Origin of the sequence: Marinobacter halotolerans (assembly GCF_008795985.1) — a bacterium.
GTDB classification, from domain to species: domain Bacteria; phylum Pseudomonadota; class Gammaproteobacteria; order Pseudomonadales; family Oleiphilaceae; genus Marinobacter; species Marinobacter halotolerans.
In genome coordinates this window covers 694,261-717,987 of record NZ_VMHP01000001.1, presented here as the reverse complement: position 1 = coordinate 717,987, position 23,727 = coordinate 694,261, and the positions used below count along the sequence as shown (strand labels likewise).

The 23,727-nt window shown below is 57.6% G+C and carries 21 protein-coding genes; 10 read left to right on the top strand and 11 right to left on the bottom strand.

The annotated features are described in order from the left end of the window. Window positions 1-54: 54 nt before the first annotated feature. Window positions 55-939, top strand: a complete 885-nt coding sequence (locus tag FPL19_RS03385; RefSeq protein ID WP_150910605.1) for a bile acid:sodium symporter family protein — start codon at window positions 55-57, stop codon at window positions 937-939. Between the two features lie 24 nt (window positions 940-963). On the opposite strand, the gene FPL19_RS03380 is transcribed toward FPL19_RS03385, so the two are convergent. Beyond that, entirely contained in the window at window positions 964-1,530 is a 567-nt protein-coding gene (locus FPL19_RS03380) for a hypothetical protein (RefSeq protein WP_150910603.1), read from the bottom strand. 248 nt (window positions 1,531-1,778) lie between these two features. Here FPL19_RS03380 and FPL19_RS03375 point away from each other — a divergent pair, with 248 nt between their 5' ends. The 6 genes from FPL19_RS03375 (at window position 1,779) to FPL19_RS03355 (ending at window position 6,995) form a co-directional block, all read left to right on the top strand. Further along, complete coding sequence (locus FPL19_RS03375; RefSeq protein WP_150910601.1) at window positions 1,779-2,174, top strand: CidA/LrgA family protein; 396 nt, start codon at window positions 1,779-1,781, stop codon at window positions 2,172-2,174. After that, window positions 2,167-2,892 (top strand): LrgB family protein, encoded by a 726-nt coding sequence (locus tag FPL19_RS03370; protein WP_150910599.1) that lies wholly within the window; start codon window positions 2,167-2,169, stop codon window positions 2,890-2,892. The genes FPL19_RS03375 and FPL19_RS03370 overlap by 8 nt, the downstream gene beginning before the upstream one ends. Window positions 2,893-3,035: 143 nt before the next feature. Continuing rightward, complete coding sequence (locus tag FPL19_RS03365; RefSeq protein WP_404802791.1) at window positions 3,036-4,532, top strand: TonB-dependent receptor family protein; 1,497 nt, start codon at window positions 3,036-3,038, stop codon at window positions 4,530-4,532. Window positions 4,533-4,535: 3 nt separating this feature from the next. Next, complete coding sequence (locus tag FPL19_RS17830) at window positions 4,536-4,793, top strand: hypothetical protein (protein ID WP_404802790.1); 258 nt, start codon at window positions 4,536-4,538, stop codon at window positions 4,791-4,793. A gap of 54 nt (window positions 4,794-4,847) precedes the next feature. After that, window positions 4,848-5,402 (top strand): class I SAM-dependent methyltransferase, encoded by a 555-nt coding sequence (locus FPL19_RS03360; protein WP_150910597.1) that lies wholly within the window; start codon window positions 4,848-4,850, stop codon window positions 5,400-5,402. Between the two features lie 234 nt (window positions 5,403-5,636). Next, window positions 5,637-6,995: a TrpB-like pyridoxal phosphate-dependent enzyme gene (locus FPL19_RS03355; protein WP_150910595.1), complete on the top strand. Its 1,359-nt coding sequence runs from the start codon at window positions 5,637-5,639 to the stop codon at window positions 6,993-6,995. A gap of 30 nt (window positions 6,996-7,025) precedes the next feature. Here FPL19_RS03355 and FPL19_RS03350 read toward each other — a convergent pair whose 3' ends face one another. The 5 genes from FPL19_RS03350 to tmpT form a co-directional block, all read right to left on the bottom strand. After that, window positions 7,026-8,585, bottom strand: coding sequence for a SpoVR family protein (locus tag FPL19_RS03350; RefSeq protein ID WP_150910593.1), 1,560 nt, complete (start codon window positions 8,583-8,585; stop codon window positions 7,026-7,028). Next, window positions 8,582-9,877 (bottom strand): YeaH/YhbH family protein, encoded by a 1,296-nt coding sequence (locus tag FPL19_RS03345; RefSeq protein WP_150910591.1) that lies wholly within the window; start codon window positions 9,875-9,877, stop codon window positions 8,582-8,584. Before FPL19_RS03345 ends, FPL19_RS03350 begins: the two co-directional genes overlap by 4 nt. Window positions 9,878-9,892: 15 nt before the next feature. Beyond that, complete coding sequence (locus FPL19_RS03340; RefSeq protein WP_150910589.1) at window positions 9,893-11,815, bottom strand: PrkA family serine protein kinase; 1,923 nt, start codon at window positions 11,813-11,815, stop codon at window positions 9,893-9,895. A 356-nt stretch (window positions 11,816-12,171) separates the two neighbouring features. Then, window positions 12,172-14,550 (bottom strand): DUF6351 family protein, encoded by a 2,379-nt coding sequence (locus FPL19_RS03335; RefSeq protein ID WP_150910587.1) that lies wholly within the window; start codon window positions 14,548-14,550, stop codon window positions 12,172-12,174. Window positions 14,551-14,813: 263 nt separating this feature from the next. Further along, window positions 14,814-15,467: a thiopurine S-methyltransferase gene (gene tmpT / locus FPL19_RS03330; protein WP_150910585.1), complete on the bottom strand. Its 654-nt coding sequence runs from the start codon at window positions 15,465-15,467 to the stop codon at window positions 14,814-14,816. Window positions 15,468-15,544: 77 nt separating this feature from the next. Here tmpT and FPL19_RS03325 point away from each other — a divergent pair, with 77 nt between their 5' ends. Next, window positions 15,545-16,477, top strand: coding sequence for a D-2-hydroxyacid dehydrogenase (locus FPL19_RS03325; protein ID WP_150910583.1), 933 nt, complete (start codon window positions 15,545-15,547; stop codon window positions 16,475-16,477). A gap of 98 nt (window positions 16,478-16,575) precedes the next feature. Further along, a complete protein-coding gene (locus tag FPL19_RS03320; protein ID WP_150910581.1) occupies window positions 16,576-17,901 on the top strand; it encodes a YihY/virulence factor BrkB family protein in 1,326 nt (441 codons plus the stop codon). A 5-nt stretch (window positions 17,902-17,906) separates the two neighbouring features. Here FPL19_RS03320 and FPL19_RS03315 read toward each other — a convergent pair whose 3' ends face one another. The 4 genes from FPL19_RS03315 to FPL19_RS03300 all read right to left on the bottom strand — a co-directional run bounded on the left by FPL19_RS03315 (window position 17,907) and on the right by FPL19_RS03300 (window position 22,516). After that, complete coding sequence (locus tag FPL19_RS03315; protein ID WP_150910579.1) at window positions 17,907-18,947, bottom strand: HDOD domain-containing protein; 1,041 nt, start codon at window positions 18,945-18,947, stop codon at window positions 17,907-17,909. Window positions 18,948-19,061: 114 nt separating this feature from the next. Further along, complete coding sequence (locus FPL19_RS03310) at window positions 19,062-20,291, bottom strand: DUF445 domain-containing protein (RefSeq protein WP_150910577.1); 1,230 nt, start codon at window positions 20,289-20,291, stop codon at window positions 19,062-19,064. A 130-nt stretch (window positions 20,292-20,421) separates the two neighbouring features. Then, window positions 20,422-21,156 carry a 16S rRNA (uracil(1498)-N(3))-methyltransferase gene (locus FPL19_RS03305; RefSeq protein WP_150910575.1) on the bottom strand — a complete coding sequence of 245 codons (735 nt, stop codon included), beginning with the start codon at window positions 21,154-21,156 and terminating at the stop codon, window positions 20,422-20,424. 10 nt (window positions 21,157-21,166) lie between these two features. Further along, window positions 21,167-22,516 (bottom strand): adenosylmethionine--8-amino-7-oxononanoate transaminase, encoded by a 1,350-nt coding sequence (locus FPL19_RS03300; protein WP_150910573.1) that lies wholly within the window; start codon window positions 22,514-22,516, stop codon window positions 21,167-21,169. A gap of 143 nt (window positions 22,517-22,659) precedes the next feature. Between FPL19_RS03300 and FPL19_RS03295 the strand changes: the two genes are divergently transcribed. Beyond that, the gene (locus FPL19_RS03295) at window positions 22,660-22,950 is read left to right on the top strand and encodes a type VI secretion system PAAR protein (protein ID WP_150910571.1); all 291 of its coding nucleotides are present in this window, start codon (window positions 22,660-22,662) and stop codon (window positions 22,948-22,950) included. Window positions 22,951-22,967: 17 nt separating this feature from the next. Here the strand turns inward: FPL19_RS03295 and FPL19_RS03290 are convergent, their stop codons facing one another. After that, window positions 22,968-23,714: an amino acid ABC transporter ATP-binding protein gene (locus FPL19_RS03290; protein WP_150910569.1), complete on the bottom strand. Its 747-nt coding sequence runs from the start codon at window positions 23,712-23,714 to the stop codon at window positions 22,968-22,970. Window positions 23,715-23,727 lie beyond the last annotated feature (13 nt).

Sequence of the window (23,727 nt, the reverse complement as noted above, 5' to 3'; positions counted from 1 at the left end):
GTGCTATGTTTCCGCGCAGTCTGTTTTCGATAACAATAAACACCTGGAGGCTTCGTGGAGTCTAGTCCACTCATCTCTGCCGGGCTACCGGTCGCGCTTTTTATCATTATGATCGGTATTGGCATGACGCTCACCCTGCGGGATTTCCGACTGGTGGCCGTATACCCCAAAGGGCTAATCATCGGAACCTTTGCCCAGATACTGCTCATGCCGCTGATCGCCTTCATGCTGGCATCGCTGCTGGGGCTGGCACCGGCCATTGCAGTGGGCCTGGTCATTATCGCGGCCTGCCCGGGCGGCACCACGTCCAACCTGTTCGTGCTGCTGTGTCGGGGCAATATCGCGCTGTCTATTGTGCTGACTGTCAGTGCGAGCTTGATCACTATCGTCACCCTTCCCGTGTTCACCAATTACGCGCTTCAGTTCTATGCCGGGGAGAGCGAATCCATCTCGCTGCCTGTCGGGCGAACGGTGGCCATGCTGGTGGGTATTGTGCTGTTTCCGGTCACCGTGGGAATGGTAATTCGCTCGCGTGCGCCGGCGATGGCGCAGAAGGCCGAAAGTGCGGTGAGTATCTTTGGCGGTGTGGTGCTGGCGCTGCTGGTGGTGGGGCTGATGTGGGCGTCGCGGGATCAGCTATGGACGCTGCTTCAACAGGCAGGTCCTGCCACGCTTCTGCTGAATCTAGCGGGTATTTTTCTGGGGTTACTGGCGGGCCGGGTCGGCGGGCTGTCCCAGCGCGAGTCCATCGCGGTTGCGGTAGAGCTTGGCATCAAGAACAGCACCATCGGGCTGCTGGTCACACTGACTCTGCTGGAGTCCAGCACTATGTCGATACCGGCTGCGGTCTATGGGGTGCTGATGTTCCCCATCGGTTTTTTGCTGGCCGTATACAGCCGCAGGCTCATACCAGCATCCCAGGCCGCCCCGACTTCATAAAGGCAGGGCCGCCTGTTCCGGACTTCAGAAATCCAGAGTGATGCCGCCAATCAGGCCAAGCTCACCGTCATACAGATCGACTTCGCCGAACAGTTTCAGGTTGGGCTGGATAGCAAACCGACCGGTACCGGTCAGGCCGATGTAGTCCAGGTCTCCGGTGATCAGGCGGGCACTTGCGCCCACTTCCAGCTTTTCGTCCACCTGATGGCGAAGACCGCCGCGCAGGCCCAGGGCAGTGTCATCTACAGAGCTGCAGAAGGTGCAGGCGCCGGCGTAATCCACTTCCTGATACTCGATGGTTACGCCACCCCAGAGATCGGTTTTCGGGTCAACGCCATGGCGAACACCGGCACCGACGTGAAGGGCGGTCAGGTCGATATCATCAGTCAGATACTTCAGTCCGCCAAAGGCAAAAACCTGGTCATTGATGGCGAGGGAGCCACGGGTATCGAAACCGATGAAGGTCTGGGATTCGTAACTCGGGTAAAGCGCAAGGCCACCCTCTACATAGTTGTAGCTGAGGCCTTCGGCTGACGCTGTGAAGGGAAGCAAAGCGGCTGCCAGCAAACATCCTTGAAAACTCTTCTTCATAACGGGCTTTTCCTGTGATTTTTCTGATTCTTGGAAACGCAGTCCTGACTCATACAGAACTACCGGAGCAAGCCTAACAGAAGGTGAAACCGGTGGAACGGCCGATTCAGGTATTTTTGTTACCTGTTGTATCGAACCCACTGAATCCTTCAGAAGCACTGACCCGTGAGACCAATGTGTGCTGGGCATATCCGCGAGGGATGACTAAGCTTCTGATTCAGACTCTTTTGCTGTCCGGAGTTTTCCCAATGAATTTTCTCAACGGAATCACCCTGCTGCTGGCCTATCAACTTGTGGGCGAGGTAGCGGTGCGGCTTCTTGGGTTGCCCATTCCCGGGCCGGTGCTGGGCATGATCATGCTGTTTGCCACACTGCTGATCCGCGGCAATACGCCAGAACCGCTGAATACGGCCTCCAGCGCACTGCTTAGCCACCTGTCTCTGCTGTTTGTCCCCGCGGGCGTTGGCATGATGGTGCACTTTGATCGCATTGCCGCTGAGTGGTTGCCCATCACTCTGGCACTTTTCCTGAGCACCCTGATCACCATGGTGGCAACGGCGGGTATCATGCATTTCACCAGTGGCTGGCTGGCGCCGAAATCCGTGGGGCCAGAAGGATCAGAGGGAGCGGGCAAGGATGAATGAGCCTGATATCCGCGATATATGGGTCTACCTGTCGGCCTCGCCGCTTCTTGGGCTGACCATTACCCTGATTGCCTATGGCCTGGCCTACCGCCTCTACCTGAAAGCCAATTCCAGTCCTTTTTTGAATCCGGTGCTTACGTCGGTGGTTATGCTCATCGGGCTGTTGATGGTCACGGGAACGGCCTATAGCCGATATTTCGAAGGGGCCCAGTTTGTGCATTTTCTGTTGGGGCCGGCCACCGTGGCGCTTGCCGTTCCGCTTTACGATCAGTTTGCGCGGTTGCGTGCACTCTGGCTGCCGATCACCATCTCTCTGGTATGCGGTGTTCTGGTGGCAGCCGGCAGCTCGATTGGCCTGGCCTGGCTATTGGGTGGCTCGCTGGAAATCCAGATGTCGCTGGCGCCGAAATCCGCAACAGCCCCGGTGGCCATGGGCATTGCCGACACCATAGGCGGGATTCCATCCCTGACAGCGGTTCTGACTGTACTCACCGGCATCACCGGAGCCGTCACCGGCACCAGGCTGTTTGAACTGATGCGAATCCGGGATGACAGCGTAAAGGGTATAGCCATGGGCGTGGCTGCTCACGGTATCGGCACGGCCCGCGCTTTCCAGGTCAGCAATCAGATGGGGGCGTTCTCGGGCCTGGCCATGGCGCTTTCTGCTTTTGCCACGGCACTTCTGGTGCCCTGGCTGGTGGATTTGATGGGAATCTGAACAAACAGGGTATTTGTGTTTTATGAAGGCAGGTCTGGGAAAAACCGTTTGCGCGCTGGCTTTCACGGTCGGTGCGGGTTCTGCAGGGGCGCAGTCATCGCCAAGTACGGAAGAGCCACTTATCACCGTCACATCGCCCCGGCTTGAGAGAAACCTATACGCTGCCCGACGGGCAGTCCCAGATCGACGCGGTGGACCTGGATTCGGCCCAGCGGATTGAAGTGATTCGCGGGCCGTCCTCAGTTCAGTATGGCAATGCCGCAGGCGGCGTTATTGATATCACCACCGCCCGGGGCGATGACCTGCCACCGGGGGCGCGCCTGCGTCAGGATGTGGGAAGCAATGATTATTACAAGACCACGTTTCAGGCCAACGGTAGCGAGGGTGATACCAGCGGCATCGCGACAATGTCGTGGCTGAACTACAACGGCTACCGTGATCAGAGCGAAGTGGAAAAAGGCCTTTTCAACGGCCGCCTGTCCCTTAAGTGGGAAGACGGCCAGCGGCTGACGGCCACCTTGAATGCCCTGCACACGCCCAAAGCGGAAGATCCTGCTGGCCTGACCGCAGCTCAGGTGGAGGAAGACCGCCGCCAGGCCACCGACTTTGCCGAACGCTACGACTCTGGCCAGGACGTTGATCAGCAGACCCTCGGCCTGCTCTACGAAACCCCGGAAGTGGCCGCCGGTAACATGACCGTCAGTACGTTTTTCAGCCGCCGTGACTTCAGGCAGCAACTGCCTTTTCCCGGGCCAAGCCTGATTGCCTACGATCGTCAGTTCTATGGCCTCAGCACGGAATATCAGCAGGCCAATGAACTGACCGGAATGTTGTTGACCTGGATGGTGGGCGCGGATCTGCATCGTCAGATCGATGACCGCCGCCGTTACGATATTGCGTTTGCCGATGGCAGTGTCGAAGGGCAGATTCAGGATGAAGTCCAGAACGCCACCACGGCCGCGGTATTTGCCCAGGGGGATCTGGCGTTGACCGATGATTGGAATCTCTCTCTTGGTGCCAGATGGGATAGATTACGCATGTCGATAAATGACCGCTTTCTCAACGATCGCGCTTTTGACCCTAATGACGACGTTCCAGATGATTCCGGTTCCAGAACTTTCCATGAATTCAGTGGTGTGGTTGGTTTGAGCTACAAATTCGCGCCTCAGTATCAAGTCTATGCCACGGTGGGCTCTGCATTCGAAGCGCCCACCTTTACGGAGTTCGCCAACCCAAATGGCGGTAATGGGTTTAACCCGAACCTTGAGCCTCAACAAGCGCTCAATCGCGAGCTGGGTATGCGCGGACTGATCAGTGGAAGCCTGGCCTTCGATGTCGCGATATTCTCCGTTCTTGTCGACGACGAAATCGTGGTCAAAGATCAGGGCGCGCAGACGTTTTACGAGAACGCCGGCGAAACCCGCCGTAATGGCCTGGAACTGGGAATCGACTGGGACATTTCCTACGCCTGGCGGATAACCAGTGCCCTGACCCTGGCAGACTACACGCTGGAGGAATTCACCGATGAGCAGGGTAACAATGCCGACGGTAACCGCCTGCCCGGGCTGCCACAGGAGCAATGGGTGTCGGAGGTGGAATGGCGTGGCGTTGGCCAGAGATTCGCGGCCCTGGAATGGTAGTACGTGGGGGATCGCTACGCGGAAAACAGCAATCAGACCAGAGTCAGTGACTACTGGTTGTTCGGAATTCGCGCGGGGGACACGTTCCGTATTGGCAGCCAGAGCCTGAGTCTTTATGGTGGTATTCGTAACTTGATGGATGAGGCTTACTTCAGCAATATCCGTATCAACGCTAATGCCGACAGGCCTGTGGCAGAGCGTGGTTACTACGAACCCGCCCCCGGACGAACGTTTTACGCCGGGCTGGAATGGGCATTCTAGAGAGGTTGACGGCAGGCCCCGGTTTGCCGGTGAAAGCAGAAAAGGGGAACAATAATGTCAAAGCCCTGGTTATTTTTGCGACGTTTCGTAAATTGCCCGCTGGCCGTGGGCAGCGTGTTGCCCAGCTCCCGATACCTGGTAAGGTCCATGGTGGCGGGAATAGACTGGCCAAGGGTAGAAACCGTGGCCGAACTGGGCGCAGGCACCGGTGTTATTACCGATGCCATTGATCATAGCCGCCATCCGGATTCCCGATTTCTCAGCTTCGAGTGCGACGACAACATGCGCCATGCCCTGGCGGACCGCTATCCCTCGGTGAATTTCTGCCAGGACGCATTCCGGCTCAGGACAGAACTGCGGGAGCGCCAGCTCCAGGGCCTTGATTGTGTGGTGTCAGGTTTACCACTGTTCAATTTCCCGGATCGGGAAAGGCGTTTGCTGCTCACGGACATTCATGAGCTGCTGAACCCAGGTGGCGTGTTTGTGGCTTTCCAGTACACGCGGGTGCTGAAGCCTTTTCTGGTTTCAATGTACGACGAGATGGAAACCTACTTTGTCTGGGCCAACCTGCCACCCGCCTTCGTGTATCTCTGCAAGAAGCCGATGTGATCCCGGTGGTAAAACAATCCTGTATACCCTTTGCCAGTTAATGAACTTGACTTTCCTCAAGTAACCACAGGCACCCGGTTCTTGTTGTTCAGAAAGATGGTTCCGACCAGCTGCCGGTTTTGCTGAATGCGGCACATACCAGTGCGGATGACGCCAGGATGAACTTTTTCTGCTGGCCTGGAATGGGTATTCTGAAGGCCTGATAACAACGCAAAACTCAGGGTGTTCACGACCATGCAAACCAAGTTTCTTCTCGAAGAAAGCCAGATGCCGAAGTACTGGTATAACCTGCAGGCAGATTTTCCGGAACCGCTGCCAGCGGTCCTTCATCCCGGCACGCAGCAGCCTGTTGGGCCTTCCGATCTTGAGCCGCTGTTTCCCATGTCGCTGATCGAGCAGGAAGTGTCCACAGAGCGAGAGGTCGAGATTCCAGAACCAGTGCGGGATGTCTACAAACTCTGGCGTCCGGCCCCGCTTTACCGGGCCCATGGCCTTGAGAAAGCCCTCGGAACGCCGGCGAAAATCTTCTACAAGTACGAAGGCGTGAGCCCGGCAGGCAGCCACAAACCCAACACCGCCATTCCCCAGGCGTTCTACAACCGTGAAGCGGGTATTCGCACCCTTACCACGGAAACCGGCGCTGGCCAGTGGGGCACGTCGCTGTCGTTTGCCGGTTCCCTGTTCGATATGGACGTGACCGTGTTCCAGGTTCGGGTTTCCTACGACCAGAAGCCCTATCGCCGGGCCGTGATGGAAACCTATGGTGCGAAATGTGTGGCTTCACCGTCAGAGCTGACAGAATTCGGACGTAAAGTACTGTCGGAGAATTCGGACCATACGGGCAGCCTCGGCATTGCCATTTCCGAGGCGGTGGAACTGGCAGTTCAGGATCCGGGCACCAAATATGCCCTGGGCTCTGTGCTCAACCATGTACTGCTGCACCAGAGCATCATTGGTCTGGAGTCCATGCAGCAGATGGAGATGGCGGATTGTTGGCCGGATGTCATTGTGGGTTGTACCGGTGGTGGTTCCAACTTTGCCGGCATTGCGTTTCCGTTCATGGGCCATGCGTTGCGCGGTGGGCAGAAGTCACGGATTGTGGCGGTGGAACCCTCTGCCTGCCCAACCCTGACCCGGGGCAAGTACGCCTATGACTACGGCGACACCGCACACATGACGCCGCTGACCAAGATGCATACCCTGGGTTCAGGATTCACCCCGCCGGGTTTCCATGCCGGAGGTCTTCGTTATCACGGCATGGCGCCCATGGTGTCTCATGCCAAGGAGTTAGGTTTGTTCGACGCCGTGTCCTACACCCAGCGGCAATGCTTTGAGGCAGGCGTGCTCTTCGCCCGCCACGAAGGCATTGTGCCGGCGCCGGAAGCTAACCACGCGGTTAAAGGCGCCATCGACGAGGCCCTGCGCTGCAAGCGGGAAGGCAAAGAAGAGGTGATCCTGTTCAACCTGTGTGGCCATGGCCATTTTGATATGGCGGCCTATACGTCGTATTTCGCCGGTGAGCTGAGCGATTACGAATACGACGAACAGGAACTGGGAATGGCTCTGTCCGGTCTGCCTTCCGTTCGGGCGTAAACAGGACCTGGATGAGGAGTGACCGCCGGATCACTCCTCATCCAGGTCCTTTGGTGGGCAGTGAGCTTCTGCTAAAACCGTTCCGTCGTCCACGCTTTCCAGGTGCACATCAAAGCCCCACAGCCGGTGCACATGACGCAGCACTTCGTCGGTTGCTTCACCCAGTGGCACCCGGTCAACCGGTACGTGCCTTAGGGTTAGCGAGCGGTCGCCGCGCACATCCACGTTCCACACCTGGATGTTGGGCTCGCGGTAACTGAGGTTGTACTGCCTTGCCAGCTTTTCCCGGAGTTCGCGATAGCCGGGGTCGTCGTGAATGGCGGTCACCCGGTACACGCTTTCCTGGTCGTCATTCTGTATGGCGAAGAACTTCATATCCCGCATCACCTTGGGTGACAGAAACTGCTGGATAAAGCTTTCATCCTTGAAATTCTTCATGGCGAAATGCAGGGTTTCCAGCCAGTCGGAACCGGCGATGTCCGGGAACCATTCCCGGTCTTCATCCGTGGGGTTTTCGCAGATTCGCCGCAGGTCGGTAAAGATCGAGTAGCCCAGGGTGTAGGGGTTGATGCCGGAGTACCAGGGGCTGTCGAACGGTGGCTGATAGACTACGGCGGAGTGGCTCTGCAGGAATTCCAGCATGAAGCCGTCGTTCACCAGGCCCTTGTCATACATCCGGTGCAGCAGGGTGTAATGCCAGAAGGTGGCCCAGCCTTCGTTCATCACCTGGGTCTGGCGCTGGGGATAGAAATACTGGGCCAACTTGCGCACGATGCGGATGATTTCACGCTGCCAGGTTTCCAGCAGAGGCGCGTTCTTCTCGATGAAGTAGAGAATGTTTTCCTGGGGCTCCTCCGGGTAACGCTGCTTGCGTCTGACCGGGTCATCGTCCTCTTCCATCTTGGGGATGGTACGCCACAGGTCGTTGAGCCTGCGCTGCTGATACTCTTCCCGCTCTTTGCGTCTTTGCAGTTCCTCGGCAGCCGAAATGGGGGAGGGCCGCTTGTATCGGTCCACGCCATAGTTCATAAGGGCGTGGCAGGAATCCAGAATTTCTTCCACGGCGTCCAGCCCGTAGCGTTCCTCGCACTCCGCCACATAATCCCGGGCAAACACCAGGTAATCAATGATGGCGCTGGCGTCTGTCCAGGTGCGGAACAGGTAGTTGCCTTTGAAAAACGAGTTGTGGCCGTAGGAGGCGTGGGCAATCACCAGAGCCTGCATGGGCAGGGTGTTTTCCTCCATCAGATAGGCGATGCAGGGATTTGAGTTGATCACGATCTCGTAGGCCAATCCCATCTGCCCGCGCTGGTAGCCTTTGGAGGTCGACAGGAACTGTTTGCCAAAGGACCAGTGGTGGTAACCCACCGGCATACCCACGGAGCTGTAGGCGTCCATCATTTGTTCAGCGCTGATCACCTCCACCTGGTTAGGGTAGGTGTCCAGCCCGAATTCAGCAGCGCATTTGGCGATCTCGTCGTCGTACTGCTGGATCAGATCAAAGGTCCACTCCGAGCTGGTGGATATCGGCTCGCGCCTTTCCGGGCCGTTGGGATTGTCGGTAACGGGGCGGTCCATAATATTCGTCATGCGGCTTTCCTCTCGAACAGCTGTCGGAAGACCGGGTAAATCTCGCCCGGATCAGCAATCTGCTGAAGGGCAAAACTCTGCGGGAACTGCTCCTGCAGCTTCTCGTACTCGTACCACAGCATCTGGTGATCCTGGGGCGTGATCTCCACATAGGCGTAATACTGAACCATCGGCAGAATGCTGTCGGCCAGCAGTTTGCTGCAGATGGGCGAATCGTCGTTCCAGTTGTCGCCGTCTGAGGCCTGGGCGGCGTAAATATTCCACTCCGCCGGGGAATAGCGCGATTCGATGATCTTGTTCATCAGCTTCAGCGCGCTGGACACAATGGTGCCGCCGGTTTCGCGGGAATAGAAAAACTCTTCCTCGTCCACTTCCTTGGCGCTGGTGTGGTGGCGGATAAACACCACGTCAATCTTCTTGTAGCTTTTCTTCAGGAACAGATACAGCAGAATGAAAAACCGCTTGGCGATGTCCTTGTGCATCTGCGTCATGGAGCCGGACACGTCCATCAGGCAGAACATGACGGCACTGGTGGCCGGTTGGGGCTTTTTGATGTGCTGGCGGTAACGCAGGTCAATTTCATCAATGAACGGAATCTTGCGAACATTCGCTTTCAGTTCCGCGATTTCCTCTTCCAGCGCCTTGATCTGATCCTCGTGGCTGAAGGCCGCGTCCAGGTCCGCCGGGGCGCTTTTCAGCGCCTCAAGCTGCCTTTCCATTTCTCGGATTTTCTTTTTGCGAGCACCTCCCAGGCCCAGTCTGCGGGCGTGGGCGCCACGAAGGGAGCGCACTACATCCAGCTTTGCCGGTACCCCCTGGGTGGAAAAACCCGAGCGGACATACTTGAACGCTTCTGTGTCTTTCAGTTTCTTGCGGGCCAGGTTGGGCAGTTCCAGATCATCAAACAGGAAGTCCAGAAACTCTTCCTGGGTGATCTGGAAGGCAAACTCATCCATGCCTTCGCCGTCGGGGCTGGCTTGCCCCGACCCCTGGCCACCACCGCCGCCACCTTCGGGTTTGGGCAGTTCGTCCCCGGCCACAAATTCCTTGTTGCCCGGGTGTACCATTTCCCGCTTGCCGCCCTGGCCATGGTGAAAGATTGGCTCGTCGGTATCCCTTGACGGGATACTGACTTTCTCGCCCCGTTCGATATCAGTGATAGAGCGCCGGTGTACCGCATCCGCCACCGCCTTCTTGATATGGTGGCGGTAGCGGCGCAGGAACCGTTCCCGGTTCACCGCGCTCTTGTTCTTGCCGTTCAGTCGCCGGTCGACTACGTGGGTCATACCCATAGCGTTACTCCAGTCCTAGTGAGACTTACGAACCCGCAGATACCATTCCGCCAACAGGCGGACCTGCTTCTCCGTGTAGCCTCGATCGACCATGCGCTCGACGAACTGCTTGTGCTTGTTCTGATCTTCCTGGCTTGCCTTCGGGTTGAAGGAGATCACCGGCAGCAGATCCTCGGTGTTCGAGAACATCTTCTTCTCGATCACGCTGCGCAGTTTTTCATAGCTGAGCCAGGACGGGTTGCGTCCCTGGTTGTTCGCCCGAGCCCGCAGCACGAAATTGACCACCTCGTTGCGGAAGTCTTTCGGGTTGCTGATGCCAGCGGGCTTCTCGATTTTCTCCAGCTCGTCGTTGATGGATGAGCGGTCGAGAATTTCCCCGGTTTCTGGATCGCGGTATTCCTGGTCCTGAATCCAGAAGTCTGCATAGGTGACATAGCGGTCGAACAGGTTCTGGCCGTACTCGCTGTAGCTCTCCAGGTAAGCAGTCTGTATTTCCTTGCCAATGAATTCCACATAGTGTGGCGCCAGGAATTCCTTGATAAACCGCAGGTAGCGGTCCTGGGTTTCTGCCTGGAACTGTTCCTGCTCGATCTGCTTTTCCAGCACGTACAGCAGGTGCACCGGGTTGGCCGCCACCTCGGTGGTGTCAAAGTTGAATACCTTCGACAGGATCTTGAAGGCAAAACGGGTGGACAGGCCGTCCATACCCTCGTTCACGCCGGCCGCGTCCCGGTATTCCTGGATCGATTTCGCCTTGGGGTCGGTGTCCTTGATGTTCTGACCGTCGTAAACCCGCATTTTCGAGAAAATGCTGGAGTTTTCCGGCTCCTTGATACGCGACAGAATCGAGAACTGCGCCAGCATATCCAGGGTGTCCGGGGCACAGGGAGCACCGGCCAGGGAGCTGTCCCGCAGCAGTTTGCGGTAGATGTCGATTTCTTCGGTCACGCGCACGCAGTAGGGCACCTTGACGATGTAGACCCGATCAAGGAAGGCCTCGTTGTGCTTGTTATTGCGGAAGGTCTGCCACTCGGATTCGTTGGAGTGGGCCAGAATCACACCGTCGAAGGGGACGGAGCCCATGCCTTCGGTGGTGTTGTAGTTGCCTTCCTGGGTGGCCGTCAGCAGCGGGTGCAGTACCTTGATGGGGGCTTTGAACATCTCCACGAATTCCATCAGGCCCTGGTTCGCCTTACACAGGCCGCCGCTGAAGCTGTAGGCGTCAGGGTCATCCTGGGAATAGTCCTCCAGCATGCGGATATTGACCTTGCCCACCAGCGCGGAGATGTCCTGGTTGTTGTCATCACCGGGCTCGGTCTTGGATACGCCGACCTGGTCCAGCACCGAGGGATACATCTTCACCACGCGGAACTGGCTGATATCACCGCCATATTCGTGCAGGCGTTTCACCGCCCAGGGGGACATGATGGATTTGAGGTAGCGGGGCGGAATGCCGTATTCCTCTTCCAGAATCGACGCATCTTCCGCCGGGTCGAACAGGCCCAGGGGCGATTCGTTCACCGGCGAGCCCTTGATAGCGTAGAAGGGCACCTTCTGCATGAGCTGTTTGAGCTTTTCGGCGAGAGAGGATTTGCCGCCGCCAACGGGGCCGAGCAGGTAAAGGATCTGTTTCTTTTCTTCCAGGCCCTGGGCGGCGTGGCGGAAGAAGGAAACGATGTTTTCCACGGCTTCTTCCATGCCGTAGAACTCGGAGAATTCCGGGTATCGCTTGATCACTTTGTTGGAAAAAATGCGTGACAGCCGGGAGTCACGGGATGTGTCGATCGGCTCAGGTTCGCCGATTGCCAGTAACATTCGTTCTGCCGCAGTGGCGTATGCCGCTGGGTCCTTCTTGCAGATCTCCAGGTATTCCTCAAGGGTGAATTCTTCCTCCTGAGTTGCTTCATACCGGTCTTTGAAATGCTGCATAATGCTCATAGATGGCGCCTCGCTTGCTCTCTTGCCAAAAAAATCAGCTTTTAAATCACACAGTTTCCCCGTCTGCTGTTGGCTCCGCCCTTCTGAGCGGCCGTTATGGTTATGGGTGAAATGATAGGGAGTGACCGGCGGAAAAACACGGTTGTTTTTCCAGACCGGTTATTTTGAGCTTAGTTCAAGCTCGGAACCTTGGACAGACCAAAGATGGTTAAGGTTCATTAAATTATGTATCTGTATGGAGGTTCGCCGGGCTGCAGTGATGACGACACTGGAATGAACCGGAATTAGCCGTTCACCAATACTGAACAACAAAAGGGCACCCCTCGGGGCGCCCTTTTTTCGATCTGAGAACGGGGTCAACCGGTGACGGGTCGTCCCTGATCCGGCTCGCTGTAATCACAGACGCCATCCGGAAAGATTTCCTTTAGCCGGTCAACTTCTTCCGGTGTAAACGAAGTCTCGCCGTAGGTGCCGTCTGATAGCGCTGTGTCTACCGGTTTCAGGCTGCATTTGAAGATGCTGCCCTCAATCGGACCGCCCGCGACCATACGGGAGGTGGTGTAGGTCGGGAACTGCGTGGTACAGACGCCCTCTGGATTGTTGTCCAGAATGCCGTTCCAGACGTCCTCGCCGGCGGCGATCAGGCTGCCATCGGTTTCAAAGCAGGAATCCACGGCGGCGTCCGGGCGATTGTCGGCAATGCTCAGTTCCGGATTTTCCTGAATGTTGTTGATCCAGTCATGAAGGACCTCCAGCGCCATCCAGGTCTGATTGAACTCTTCGCGAGGTTCGGGTTCCTCTGGGTCTGAGTAGTCGGTCGGTCTGGCATCGGTGAACCAGATGACCTGGTTCCCGGCGTCGCCCATTTGATTGATGATGCGCTGGCGGGCCGAGAAGGACTGATGACTGTTGTGCATGTCCAGCACTTCCTCGAGGTAATGCCTCCAGTCGATGACCGGCATGTTCAGCTCGCCGTCGAATACAAGGCCAGAGGTATACGCCGCTTCAATGGCCTGAAGGTCACCCTCGGTTCTGGGCGCCGGCGTATCACCGCCGGGGCTGAGATTCATGTTGCGCGAGCTCCAGGGGTCGAAGAGGGACGGGTCGGCCATTACATCCTCCAGTGAGCCGAGGAATGGAAAACCTTCCTGCACCATCTCGGATGGCTGCTTCCAGCCGCCAATTTCCGCGTTCAGCTTGAGGAATTCAGCTTTGGTAATGGTGTCTTCCACCAGTGCTTTCAGCCCGTACTGAACGCCCACGTTGTCGTAAAGAGTGCGTGGCTCGCCATTCTCATCCAAGCCGTAGATGTTCTTGAGATCCGAATAGTGGGTCCAGCGCACGTCGTCCATTACGCCCTCGGGTTGCATCAGTTCCTGATTGTCGGCTCTGCCGAATTGTGGATTCATTACCAGTGGTGTCAGGCCCCGCCAGGCCGGAATGCACTCGGTCATGCCCGGGGCCGTACTGTAGCCGAGCATGGTTTTAGCCCCGGCAAACGGGTCCGGGTAGCGGTCATTGGAGTTCAGCCCCACCAGAAGGCTGCGATTGCTGGTGGTTTGCCACTTCGGGTTACCCCGATCGGTGGCATCCATGTAGTACTCGAGCAACTCGCAGTCGCCGATATGGATCGTCTGGGTGACCATGTCAGGGTAGGAGTACTGGGGCACGCCCCCATCCAACAGACCTGGATGATTCTGGGAATAAACGTACTGCTGGATACCACCGCCTGAGCCACCAATGGCCACCGTATATTCCGGTACGCCAAAGCGTTTGATGAAATGTTCTTTCACCATCAGCGCGGTTTCCCCACCCACCTGAAGATTATAGTGGGGGCTGGTGCGGGTGCCGGTGGAATAGATAACGGCGTAGCCTTTTTGCAGTGTGTCCGGTTGCAGTGCCCGACTGTTGCTTATGCCCCCCTGGGAGTGGCCAATGCCAACGCCGCCCTGAAAGTGGAATAGCAGCCGGCCATTCCAGTTGTTGTCCGATGCCTCCCAATGCTCGTCGCCCAGTTCCGCCAGAGTGGCAAAACTGTATATGAAACGGTTAATGGTGCCCCGTTCCTGTCGTACGATAAAATCTACCGTGCGACCGTCGGTCAGCTCTGTTGTGGCCATGTCGGCAGGTCGGCTGCCGTCTTCTGGCAGTGGCGCCCAACTACCGCCTGTGGTCCGGTATATAAAGGTGACGTAGGGCTCGATCGAGCAGTCGCGGCTCAGACCAATCTGATTGCCTTGCTCGTCAAATACCGGGAAGCCAGTATTTCCGGTGGTATCCACCAGTGGTTGTTTGCCCAGTTCCGAGGTGACGGTGCAGACAAACGGGTACTGTTGTGGCCCAGAGAAAATGGGGCCTGTAATAGGGTGAGCCGTGAGGGTCACGGAGGCGAGAGGGCCCTGACGGCGATGGTGAAGTTCTAGTCGGTTCTCGCCGGGCTGAAGACCGGACACAAGCACCTCATGGCCATCGCGACCCGCACGGATCTCTGGCTCAACGGGCTGGTCATTAAGCCAGAATGTCAGTTGCCGCAGGCGCGATTTCAGTGCCGGTTCCGACTTGATGGGGCGTTCCTTGAACAGTACCTGCACTAGCACATCATCACCAGACACCTGGTCCGGGGCACTCGAAAGCACTTTGAGATCGTAGTTGGGGTTGGCCGCATAGCCTGTGGTCGTCAGCCCGACGACGGCCAGTAGCATGATCAGGAATTGAAACAGCATTTTTGAAAGCATTGTGAAGCTCCTTCTAAGTTGCTTTGCTGTGTGACTCTTAAAGGCTAGTAAAGATGGCGGGCAAAAGCAGGTATAATTGGGCAAAAAGTGATCAAAAGTTAGCTGCCCGAAAGCTGTCTGGTCAGCACTCCGAGTTCCGCGGTGTTGTATGGGAGGAAACGTTTAAAAAGAGGCGAGAGCGGAGGCGCTTTCATGCATGAGCCCCTCCGCTTCCAGCTGACGGAGTCATAAAGAAACCACTTATGACTCGTCGTTGAACCTTTCTATACTTTGGTCAGGCGAAAAACGCTCTCGGTTGCACCTGTAAGCCCTTTGCGTTTGGCAAACGGATGGTCGTTGGCCAGGGTCTGGGTATGAATATGTTCAATCAGATAATCATCGGCATAGAGCTCATGAACCTCGTCGTTGCTGACGTTGAACGGCGGGGAGGTGGGTGAGCCTTCATAATCCAGCGTGATCAGCAGAATCTGGGTGCTGTCGGGTGTCACGGCCGTCAGGTGTTCCACATATTTCGGCCGCGTTTCCGGGGGCAGGGCAATCAGCGCAGCGCGGTCGTACACCAGCCTTACGCGGGCCACATCTTCAGGCACCAGCTGGAAAAAATCACCGCACCAGATCTCCAGATCGCCATTTTTGAAGGTGGTGAAGGGCTCACCGGGGTGGACCTTCGCTTTTTCGCCGCCCTCTTCGAAGAAATCCTTGCAGGCAATCTCGCTCAGTTCCACCCCGATGATCGGGTGCCCGCGGTCATGCAGCCACCACAGGTCATGGGCCTTGCCGCAAAGTGGAACCAGAACCGTGTCTGTGGTTTTGCTGGACAGTTCCGGCCAGTGTTTGTACAGATATTCGTTGACCGAGCCCTCGTGAAAGCCGATTTCTTTGTTGGCCCAGCGCCGGTGCCAGAATTCGTGTTCCATAGATGCGCTCCTTCTTTGGGGTTGGAGGTTTCATTCAGTCTAACTTACTCTTGGGGTTTGTTTTCGAGGAGGTGGTGATGAAAGCCGTTTTTCTGGACGCGGATACCCTGGGCAGTGATGTGGATCTGTCCCCGATTGAAAAGGTGACCGGAGATCTGGTCAAGCATGGGCGGACCAAGCCGGAGCAGGTAGAGGACCGCATACGCGGTTTCGATACGGTGATTGTGAACAAGGTGGTTTTGGGCCGGTCGCATTTCGAGGCATGTCCGGACCTGAAAACCATCGCCGTTGTGGCCACCGGGCTCAATAACATTGACCAGCAGGCGGCCAGAGACCACGGCATCACCGTGATGAACGTGACCAACTATGGCCGCTCTACCGTAGCCCAGCACACCATGGCGCTGATTCTGGCGCTGGCCACGCGGCTGGTGGATTACGACAAGGATGTTCGCGCCGGGCGCTGGGCGCAAAGCCCGATGTTTTGTCTGATGGACCACCCGATCATGGAGCTGGAAGGGCGCACACTGGGTGTTGTCGGCTACGGCGATCTGGGGAAAGGCGTTGTGGAACGGGCAAAGGCATTCGGGATGAATATTGTGCTGGGGGCAAGGCCCGGCCAGGCGGCTGGAAAAGTGGATGGTTATCCCCGCATTCCCCTGGACGAGTTGCTGCCGAAAGTGGATGTATTATCGCTGCACTGCCTGCTGACAGACGAGACTCGACACATGGTTGGTGCTCGTGAACTGGAGATGATGAAAAAGGATGCGCTGCTGATTAACACCAGCCGTGGTGGCCTGGTAGATGAGCAGGCGCTGGCCGATGCGCTGCGTGCCGGTACAATAGGCGGTGCTGGCTTTGACGTGCTGACGGAGGAGCCGCCCCGTAACGGCAATCCGCTGCTGGCGGATGATATTCCCAACCTGATTGTGACGCCCCATTCGGCCTGGGCAAGCCGGGAGGCGCGGCAGCGAATTGTAGGAATTACCGCGCGGAACCTCGCGGGGCAATAGTCACTGGCTGTGCGAAAGCGGGACAATCGTCCATACTCTACGTATGTTTCGGTATCTGACTGATAAACTGAAAAAAATAATCTGACGCAGGATCGCCCGTGGCTTCTTCGCAACTGCAACAACGGCTCAAGACCGCCGAAAACTGGATTCTGGCCAATCCCGATCCGCCCCAGAACTGGCCCTGGAACTGGCTTTATACAACAGGTCGCACGGCCTACGCCCTGGCGCGGGATATGGTGAGCGGTCATCTTGCGCTGCACGCCATGAGCCTGGTTTACACCACCCTGTTAAGTATCGTGCCCCTGCTGGCCCTGAGCTTTTCCGTACTCAAGGCCCTGGGCGTGCACCAGCGCATGGAACCCATGTTGTTCCAGTTCTTCGAACCTATGGGGCCCCAGGGCATCCAGCTGGCGGAGCAGATTCTCGGTTTCGTGGACAATATGAAAGTGGGCGTGCTGGGGTCCGTTGGCCTGGCGCTTCTGGTGTATACGGTGATTTCGCTGGTCCAGAAGATCGAGCGCTCGTTCAATATGATCTGGCGGGTGCCGGACATGCGCTCCATGGCCCAGCGCTTCAGCAACTACCTGAGCGTGATCATGGTGGGGCCCCTGCTGATGGTGTCCGCTATAGGCGTGAGCGCCACGATTTTTTCATCAACCGTAGTTCAGACGTTGATGGAGATCGAACCCCTGGGTTCGATTATCCTGTTTGTCAGCCGCTTTACGCCCTTCCTGCTGGTGGTTGGCGCGTTCACCTTTGTCTACATTTTCATTCCCAATACCCGGGTCAAGCTGAAGTATGCCTTTGTGGGCGGTCTGATCGCGGGGATCTCCTGGCAGGCAGCTGGCATGCTGTTCGCGTCCTTCGTCGCCGGATCAGCGAAATATGCGGCGATCTACTCCAGTTTTGCTATCGGCATCATTCTGCTGATCTGGGTCTATCTGAACTGGATGATTTTGCTGCTCGGTGCCAGCATTGCCTTTTATCTGCAGAATCCCGGGTCCGTTGCCAAGCGCTACAAAGTCAGGTTGTCACCCGAGTTGCTGGAAAAAACCGGTCTGGCACTGATGTGGCTGGTGGCAAAGCCCTTTCATCTCGGCAAGCCGGCGCCCCAGCAGGAAGATCTGGAAAGTCAGCTAAGGGTGCCCGGCGAAGTCACTCGAAGCCTCAGTGACAAACTGATCCGGGCCAGGCTGGTCAGCCTGGCTGGTCGCAATGGAGATTGCCTGGTACCGGCCTGTTCGCTTGAGAAGGTGACCGTGGGGAAGGTGCTCGACGCCATTCGTCATGATGAAGATCGGGTGGTCGACCGCTTGCCCACGAGCGTTCCCGAAGAATTGCTGGCTCGGGAAGTCGGAGCCGATTCGGTGTCCTTCGCCAGCCTGCTGGATGAGAAATATCCGGGCCCGTCCCGGGACACCTGACCCGGTCAGGCTCTGGCCCGGGCCCCTGCTTCGATGGAATCGAGAATGACGCGCCGGATCCGGGTGAATTCTTCCGGCGCGATGTGCACCAGTTTCAGAACTTCGTCCTCGGCCATGTTCCGCTGGTGGGCATGGCGAAGAATTTCCCGTGTTCCCATAATGATGCCGTCGTTCAGCGGAGCGACACCCCGGTTGGGGCTCGGACGCTCGGCTTCCATCAGTTTGGCATGATATTCCGGCGACAGTTTCCACTCATTCGCCAGTACCTGAGCCGTGGCCCACTGGAACCGCGAAAGCGCGTGATAGGTGAGAGTAGCCGATGGCTCGCTGGGCTGGGGTGCAGAGCGGCAGATGCGCTGAAGCTCCCGTCTCAATGTGATGTAAGACAGCGCGGGTAACAGCCCGGTCATGAAAAACAGACTGCCATCTTTTTCCCGCAGTCGGGCTACCAGTTCTGCGGCTTTCGCGCAGGTCAGCCCCCATCGCCATACCCGCTGGGCGAACAGGGCTTCACGGCTGTTTCTGGCGGCCATCATCGGGCGCATGATGGCGGCGGAAATAACGTTGCGGATGCCTCCTGTGCCTAGTATGAACACGGCCTGATCGACAGATTCGATTGCTTTGTGGCTACCCCGGAACAGCGGGCTGTTGGCCACATGCAGTAGCTGATCCGTCAACGCCGGATCGCTCAGGATAATGTCGGTCAGCTCTTTACGGTCCACTTTTTCATCAGAGAGCGCGCGAGTGAGCATCGGCAGCGTCATCGGGCGCCGCGGCATTTCCTCCAGGGACTGCTGGTGGATGCGGTGTTCGAGCGTGTCCAGCGCTTCCAGTTCGGCGCTGTTAAGATCGCTGGTCAGGGCGGATAGTGGCGCATCAAGCAACCAGGAGAACAACTGCTCTTCCAGCTGCCGGGTAGACACCGGGTTCGCCGGCTGATCATCAACCTGCCTGATGGCGGGATTGAGCAGGCGGGGTGTCGGGTGAACCGTTGCAGATTTTGAGGGCGAGAAGATCGCCGAAATCCAGGAGAAGAAGCCTGCCATCCATTGCCTCCGGAGATTATTCGCGTGCCCGGGCGAGTCGTCATCCCGGAGTTTCCAGTATAGAGCCTGGTAAGCGTTATGCCACGCAACTATCGACTATTTATACGTCTTTGTTTACAGGACAGATCCGCCAAAGACAAAGACCAACTGGCCAATACCGGCTGCCAGGCCAAGGAAGGCCCCAACCAGTATCAGTTTGATCTCGTCTTCCTGGAAACAGGGCCGTAGCAGGTCCTGGAATTCCTCTGAGGACAGGGCAATCATCCGCTCCACCATGATGGATTCCACGGCCCGGGCGCGGTCGGTTTCGAAGACCGGGTTGTTGAAGGAGGTTCGAGAGATCTCAAGGGCTTTCTGGCCCACCTGGTTTTTCAGGGTGGCAAAGCCGGTGGGGCCGAATGCCACCTGGGTCAGGGCCTTGCCCATGCCGGCGGTTTCGTCCACCAGTGGTTTGATGTGTTTCTTGACCATGTTGCTGGCCCGGTCGCCCTTGGGGCCTTCCAGAATGGCATTGATGATGTTGCCGACGGTCAGGATTTCGTGGGTCACGATGTGGCAGAAGGATTCGGCCACTTCCTGCTGGCGTTTGAGAAACAGGCCTTGCAGCCGCACCGGGCCGACTTTTTTCTCATGCAGGGGGCGGAAAATGACGTTCAGGGCAATCCAGTTGGTGGCCCAGCCCACCAGCAGGCCAAAGAAGGGCAGTACCCACCAGCTCTGGTAAAAGTACCAGACGGTCATCTGTACCAGACCAAACAGGAAGCCGAAGTAGAAGCCGGAGTTGATGATGAAGCGGAACTCCACTTCGCCACATTCCAGGAAGATGCGGTTCAGCAGGCGTTTATCTTTTGCCAGGCGTTCGATGACCATGCCTTTGATGTCCAGCAGGTCTTCAATGTTGTCTGAAACGTCGTCCACCAGGTTGTCCACCAGCTGCGGGGTGGATTTGCGCACCCTGTCGTACACCATGTTGCGGGCGGAGGCGGGCAGGTTTTCCCAGAAGGTGGGGTATTCCCGCAGCATGAGTTCGTCTACATATTCTTCGGTGCGGGGTTCGACGGTGCTGATAATGTGGGCGGCGAGTACTTTGGGGTCGATCTGCTGGAAGATTTCCCGCACGGTGCCAATCTTGGAGATGGTGGCATCTACGCTGATGGCGGCCATTTTGCGGGCTTTCGAGGGGATGATGCCCTGCCAGCCAAGCAAGGGTGGCTTGCCCACGAATTCCAGCGGGTAGAAGGTCATCTTGATGGCCAGCCAGTTGGTAACCCAGCCGATCAGGGCGGCAATGATCGGGATGCTGAGGTATTGCCAGAATTCTACGGTGCTTAGCAGGCTTGTCATCCGTTACTCGCATTGGTTTGATTTTTGGCCGGGTGCTTGCTGCCTTGAAACGGACCACGATAATGTTGCCCGCCACCCTTACTGTCAATGACCTGCATGCCGGAGATCCAATGGCGGCAGGGTCGGTCTGCTAGTTCCCGATATCGCCCCACAGCCACTGGCAAAGGGCCATCGCGGCCACCGGGGCAGTTTCCGTTCTCAGGACCCTTGGTCCCAGTGCCACGGGCAGAAACCCGGCAGACTCGGCGGCGGCGATTTCATCCTGGCTCAGGCCGCCTTCGGGGCCGATCATCAGGGCCAGGCGGGCGGGCCTGGTCATGGAGTCCAGGGACTGTTCGGTGCGGTGGTGCAACACCAGTCGCAGGTCGCAATCGCCAGTGTGATCAAACCAGTCCGGCAGGGCCATGACCGGCAGTATTTCTGGCACCCGAGCGCGGCCGCATTGTTCGGCGGCGCTGATGGCGACCTGGCGCCAGTGGCGCAGGCGTTTGTCTTCGCGGTCGCCTTTGAGTTTGACCTCCGAGCGCTCGGTGGCCAGGGGGACGATGCGGGTGACGCCCATTTCCACGGCTTTCTGCACGGCGTAGTCCATGCGGTCGCCCTTTGACAGAGTCTGCCCCAGGATGATTTCCAGGTTGGATTCGGTCGGGTTGGCGCTGGCATCTTCCACCTGGACCTCCACCCGCTTTTTGCCGGCTTCGGTAATGGTCGCGGTGTAGTCCTGGCCATCGCCGTTGAACAACAGCAGTGTCTGGCCGGGCTGCATGCGCAGGACGCGGCCAGCATGGTTGGCCGCGATTTCGTCAAGTTCACACCGATTGCCAGGGGTCAGTGGCGAGTCGGTGAAGAGGCGGGGAATGCGCATGGTGGCCGGCTCAGTCCCGTGTCGCGATGTCGATGCCTTCGGTCAGTACCTGTCCGAGGTGGCGGATCTGTTCCTCGGTGATGACGTAAGGCGGCATGAAGTAGCTGACGTTGCCCAGCGGCCTCAGCAGAGCTTCCCGCGTAAGCGCGTGCTTGAACACCCGCATGCCGCGACGTTCTGCAAAAGGGAAGGGCTCTCTGGTGGCTTTGTTTTTTACCATCTCCACAGCCAGGGTCATGCCATGCTGGCGTACGTCGCCAACGTTGGGATGGTCGACCAGGTGGGCCACGGATTCCCCCATTACCTGGCTCAGTCGCTTGTTGTTCTCGATCACGTTGTCATCGCGGAAGATATCCAGGGTCGCCAGTGCCACGGCGCAGCCGATGGGGTTACCGGTGTAGCTGTGGGAATGCAGAAACGCTTTGAGGGTTTCGTAGTCGTCGTAGAAGGCGTTAAAGACATCATCGGTGGTGACCACTACGGACAGGGGCAGGTAACCCGCGGTCAGTCCCTTGGACAGGCACATGAAGTCCGGCGTGATGTTCGACTGTTCGGAGGCAAACATAGTGCCGGTACGGCCGAAGCCCACGGCAATCTCGTCGGCGATGAGGTGAACGCCATAGCGGTCACAGGCTTCCCGGAGCTTGGTGTGGTAGATCGGGTGGTGCATACGCATGCCGCCGGCGCACTGAATCAGTGGCTCGGTCACTACGGCGCAGATTTCGTCGTGCTTTTCCGCCAGGATTTTTTCCATCACCTCGAACTGGCGCAGGGCGTAGTCCTCGTCCGTTTCACCGGCTTCCTTGTTGTAGGCATCCGGTGAGGGCGCGGTAATGACTTCCATCAACAGCGGGGCGTAAGTGCTTTTATAAAGAGGCACATCGCCCAATGCCAGGGCGCCCAGGGTTTCGCCGTGGTAGCTGTTGCTCAGGTTGACGAAGTTTTTCTTGGCCGGCTTGCCGTGGTTTTTCCAGTAGTGATAGCTCATCTTCAGGGCCGCTTCGACGGCGGACGAGCCGTTGTCGGCGTAGAAGCACTTGGACAGACCGTCCGGAGTGACTTCGATCAGGCGCTCAGACAGGTTCACCACTGGTTCATGGGTAAACCCGGCCAGAATCACGTGCTCCAGTTCGCCGATCTGCTTCTGGATTGCGTCATTGATGCGGGGGTTGGCGTGGCCGAAGAGGTTGACCCACCAGGAACTCACCGCGTCGATAAACCGGTTGCCCTCGAAATCTTCCAGCCACACGCCGCTGCCGCGTTTGATGGGCACCGGTCCCAGAGTTTCGTAATCCTTCATCTGGGTGCAAGGGTGCCAGACGGATTTGATATCGCGTGCGACGAGATCGGCGTTGCGCATGGGAGGCCTCCTAGAAATTCAGGGGGCTAATGATACTGGTCACAGGGTACCTGTCGCCAGTGCGCTGGCATGATTTGGCTGTGAATCCTTGACGGTATATTATGGCCGGACTTCGAGGATGAAACTGACGCAAGGAATGCGATATGAGTAAACCGATTGTTCTTCTGGGTGACCTGGGCACAGACCACCAGGGATTTCCGCCCACGCCGGTTTTAGCCGGTTCTCCCACCGTTCTGGTGGATGGCAAGCCTGTTGCCCGCGTCGGGGACCCACTGGCGCCCCACTCCAAACCCAAACATCCGCCTCATCCCCGTGCGATTGCCGCCGGGTCGGCCACCGTGATGATCGACGGCAAGCCGGCCGCCGTGACCGGCGGCGCCATTACCTGTGGGGGTGTCACCATTGGTTCGGGTACGGTGATAGTGGGTAGCTGAGCCGGGGATTGCTGGCGTTAGTGCGCCAGCACCCGTGACAGAAACGCCTGGGTTCTTTCGTTCTGCGGGTTGTCGAAGACATCGTCGGGTTTGCCTTCCTCTACAATCGCGCCCTCGTGAATGTAGATAACCCGGTCTGCCACTTCCCGTGCGAAGCCCATTTCGTGGGTGACCACCATCATGGTCATGCCTTCTTTGGCCAGCTCCCGCATTACGTCCAGCACTTCACCGATCATCTCCGGGTCGAGGGCCGACGTGGGTTCGTCGAACAGCATCAGCCTGGGGTCCATAGCCAGTGCCCGGGCAATGGCCACCCGCTGTTGCTGGCCGCCGGACAGGTGAGACGGATACTTCTCCGACTGGCTGGCGATTCCGACACGGTTGAGCAGGCGGTCGGCAGTGGTAGCCGCTTCTTCTTCCGAGGTGCTTTTTACTTTCCTGGGGGCCAGCATGATGTTCTTCTTCACCGTCAGGTGCGGGAAAAGGTTGAACTGCTGGAATACCATGCCCACTTCCTTGCGGATCTCCGCCAGGGATTTGGGGTTGCCACTTTTGGGCGCCAGGGGATGGCCGTCCACCTCCAGGCTGCCTGACTCGAATTCCTCCAGCCCGTTCACACAACGGATCAGGGTGGATTTGCCGGAACCACTGGCGCCGATAATAACCACCACTTCGCCCTTGGCCACAGTCAGGTCTATATCTTTGAGGACATGCAACTTACCGAAGTACTTGTTCATGCCCTTCATTTTGACGATATCAGTCATGAGTCGCTTTCCT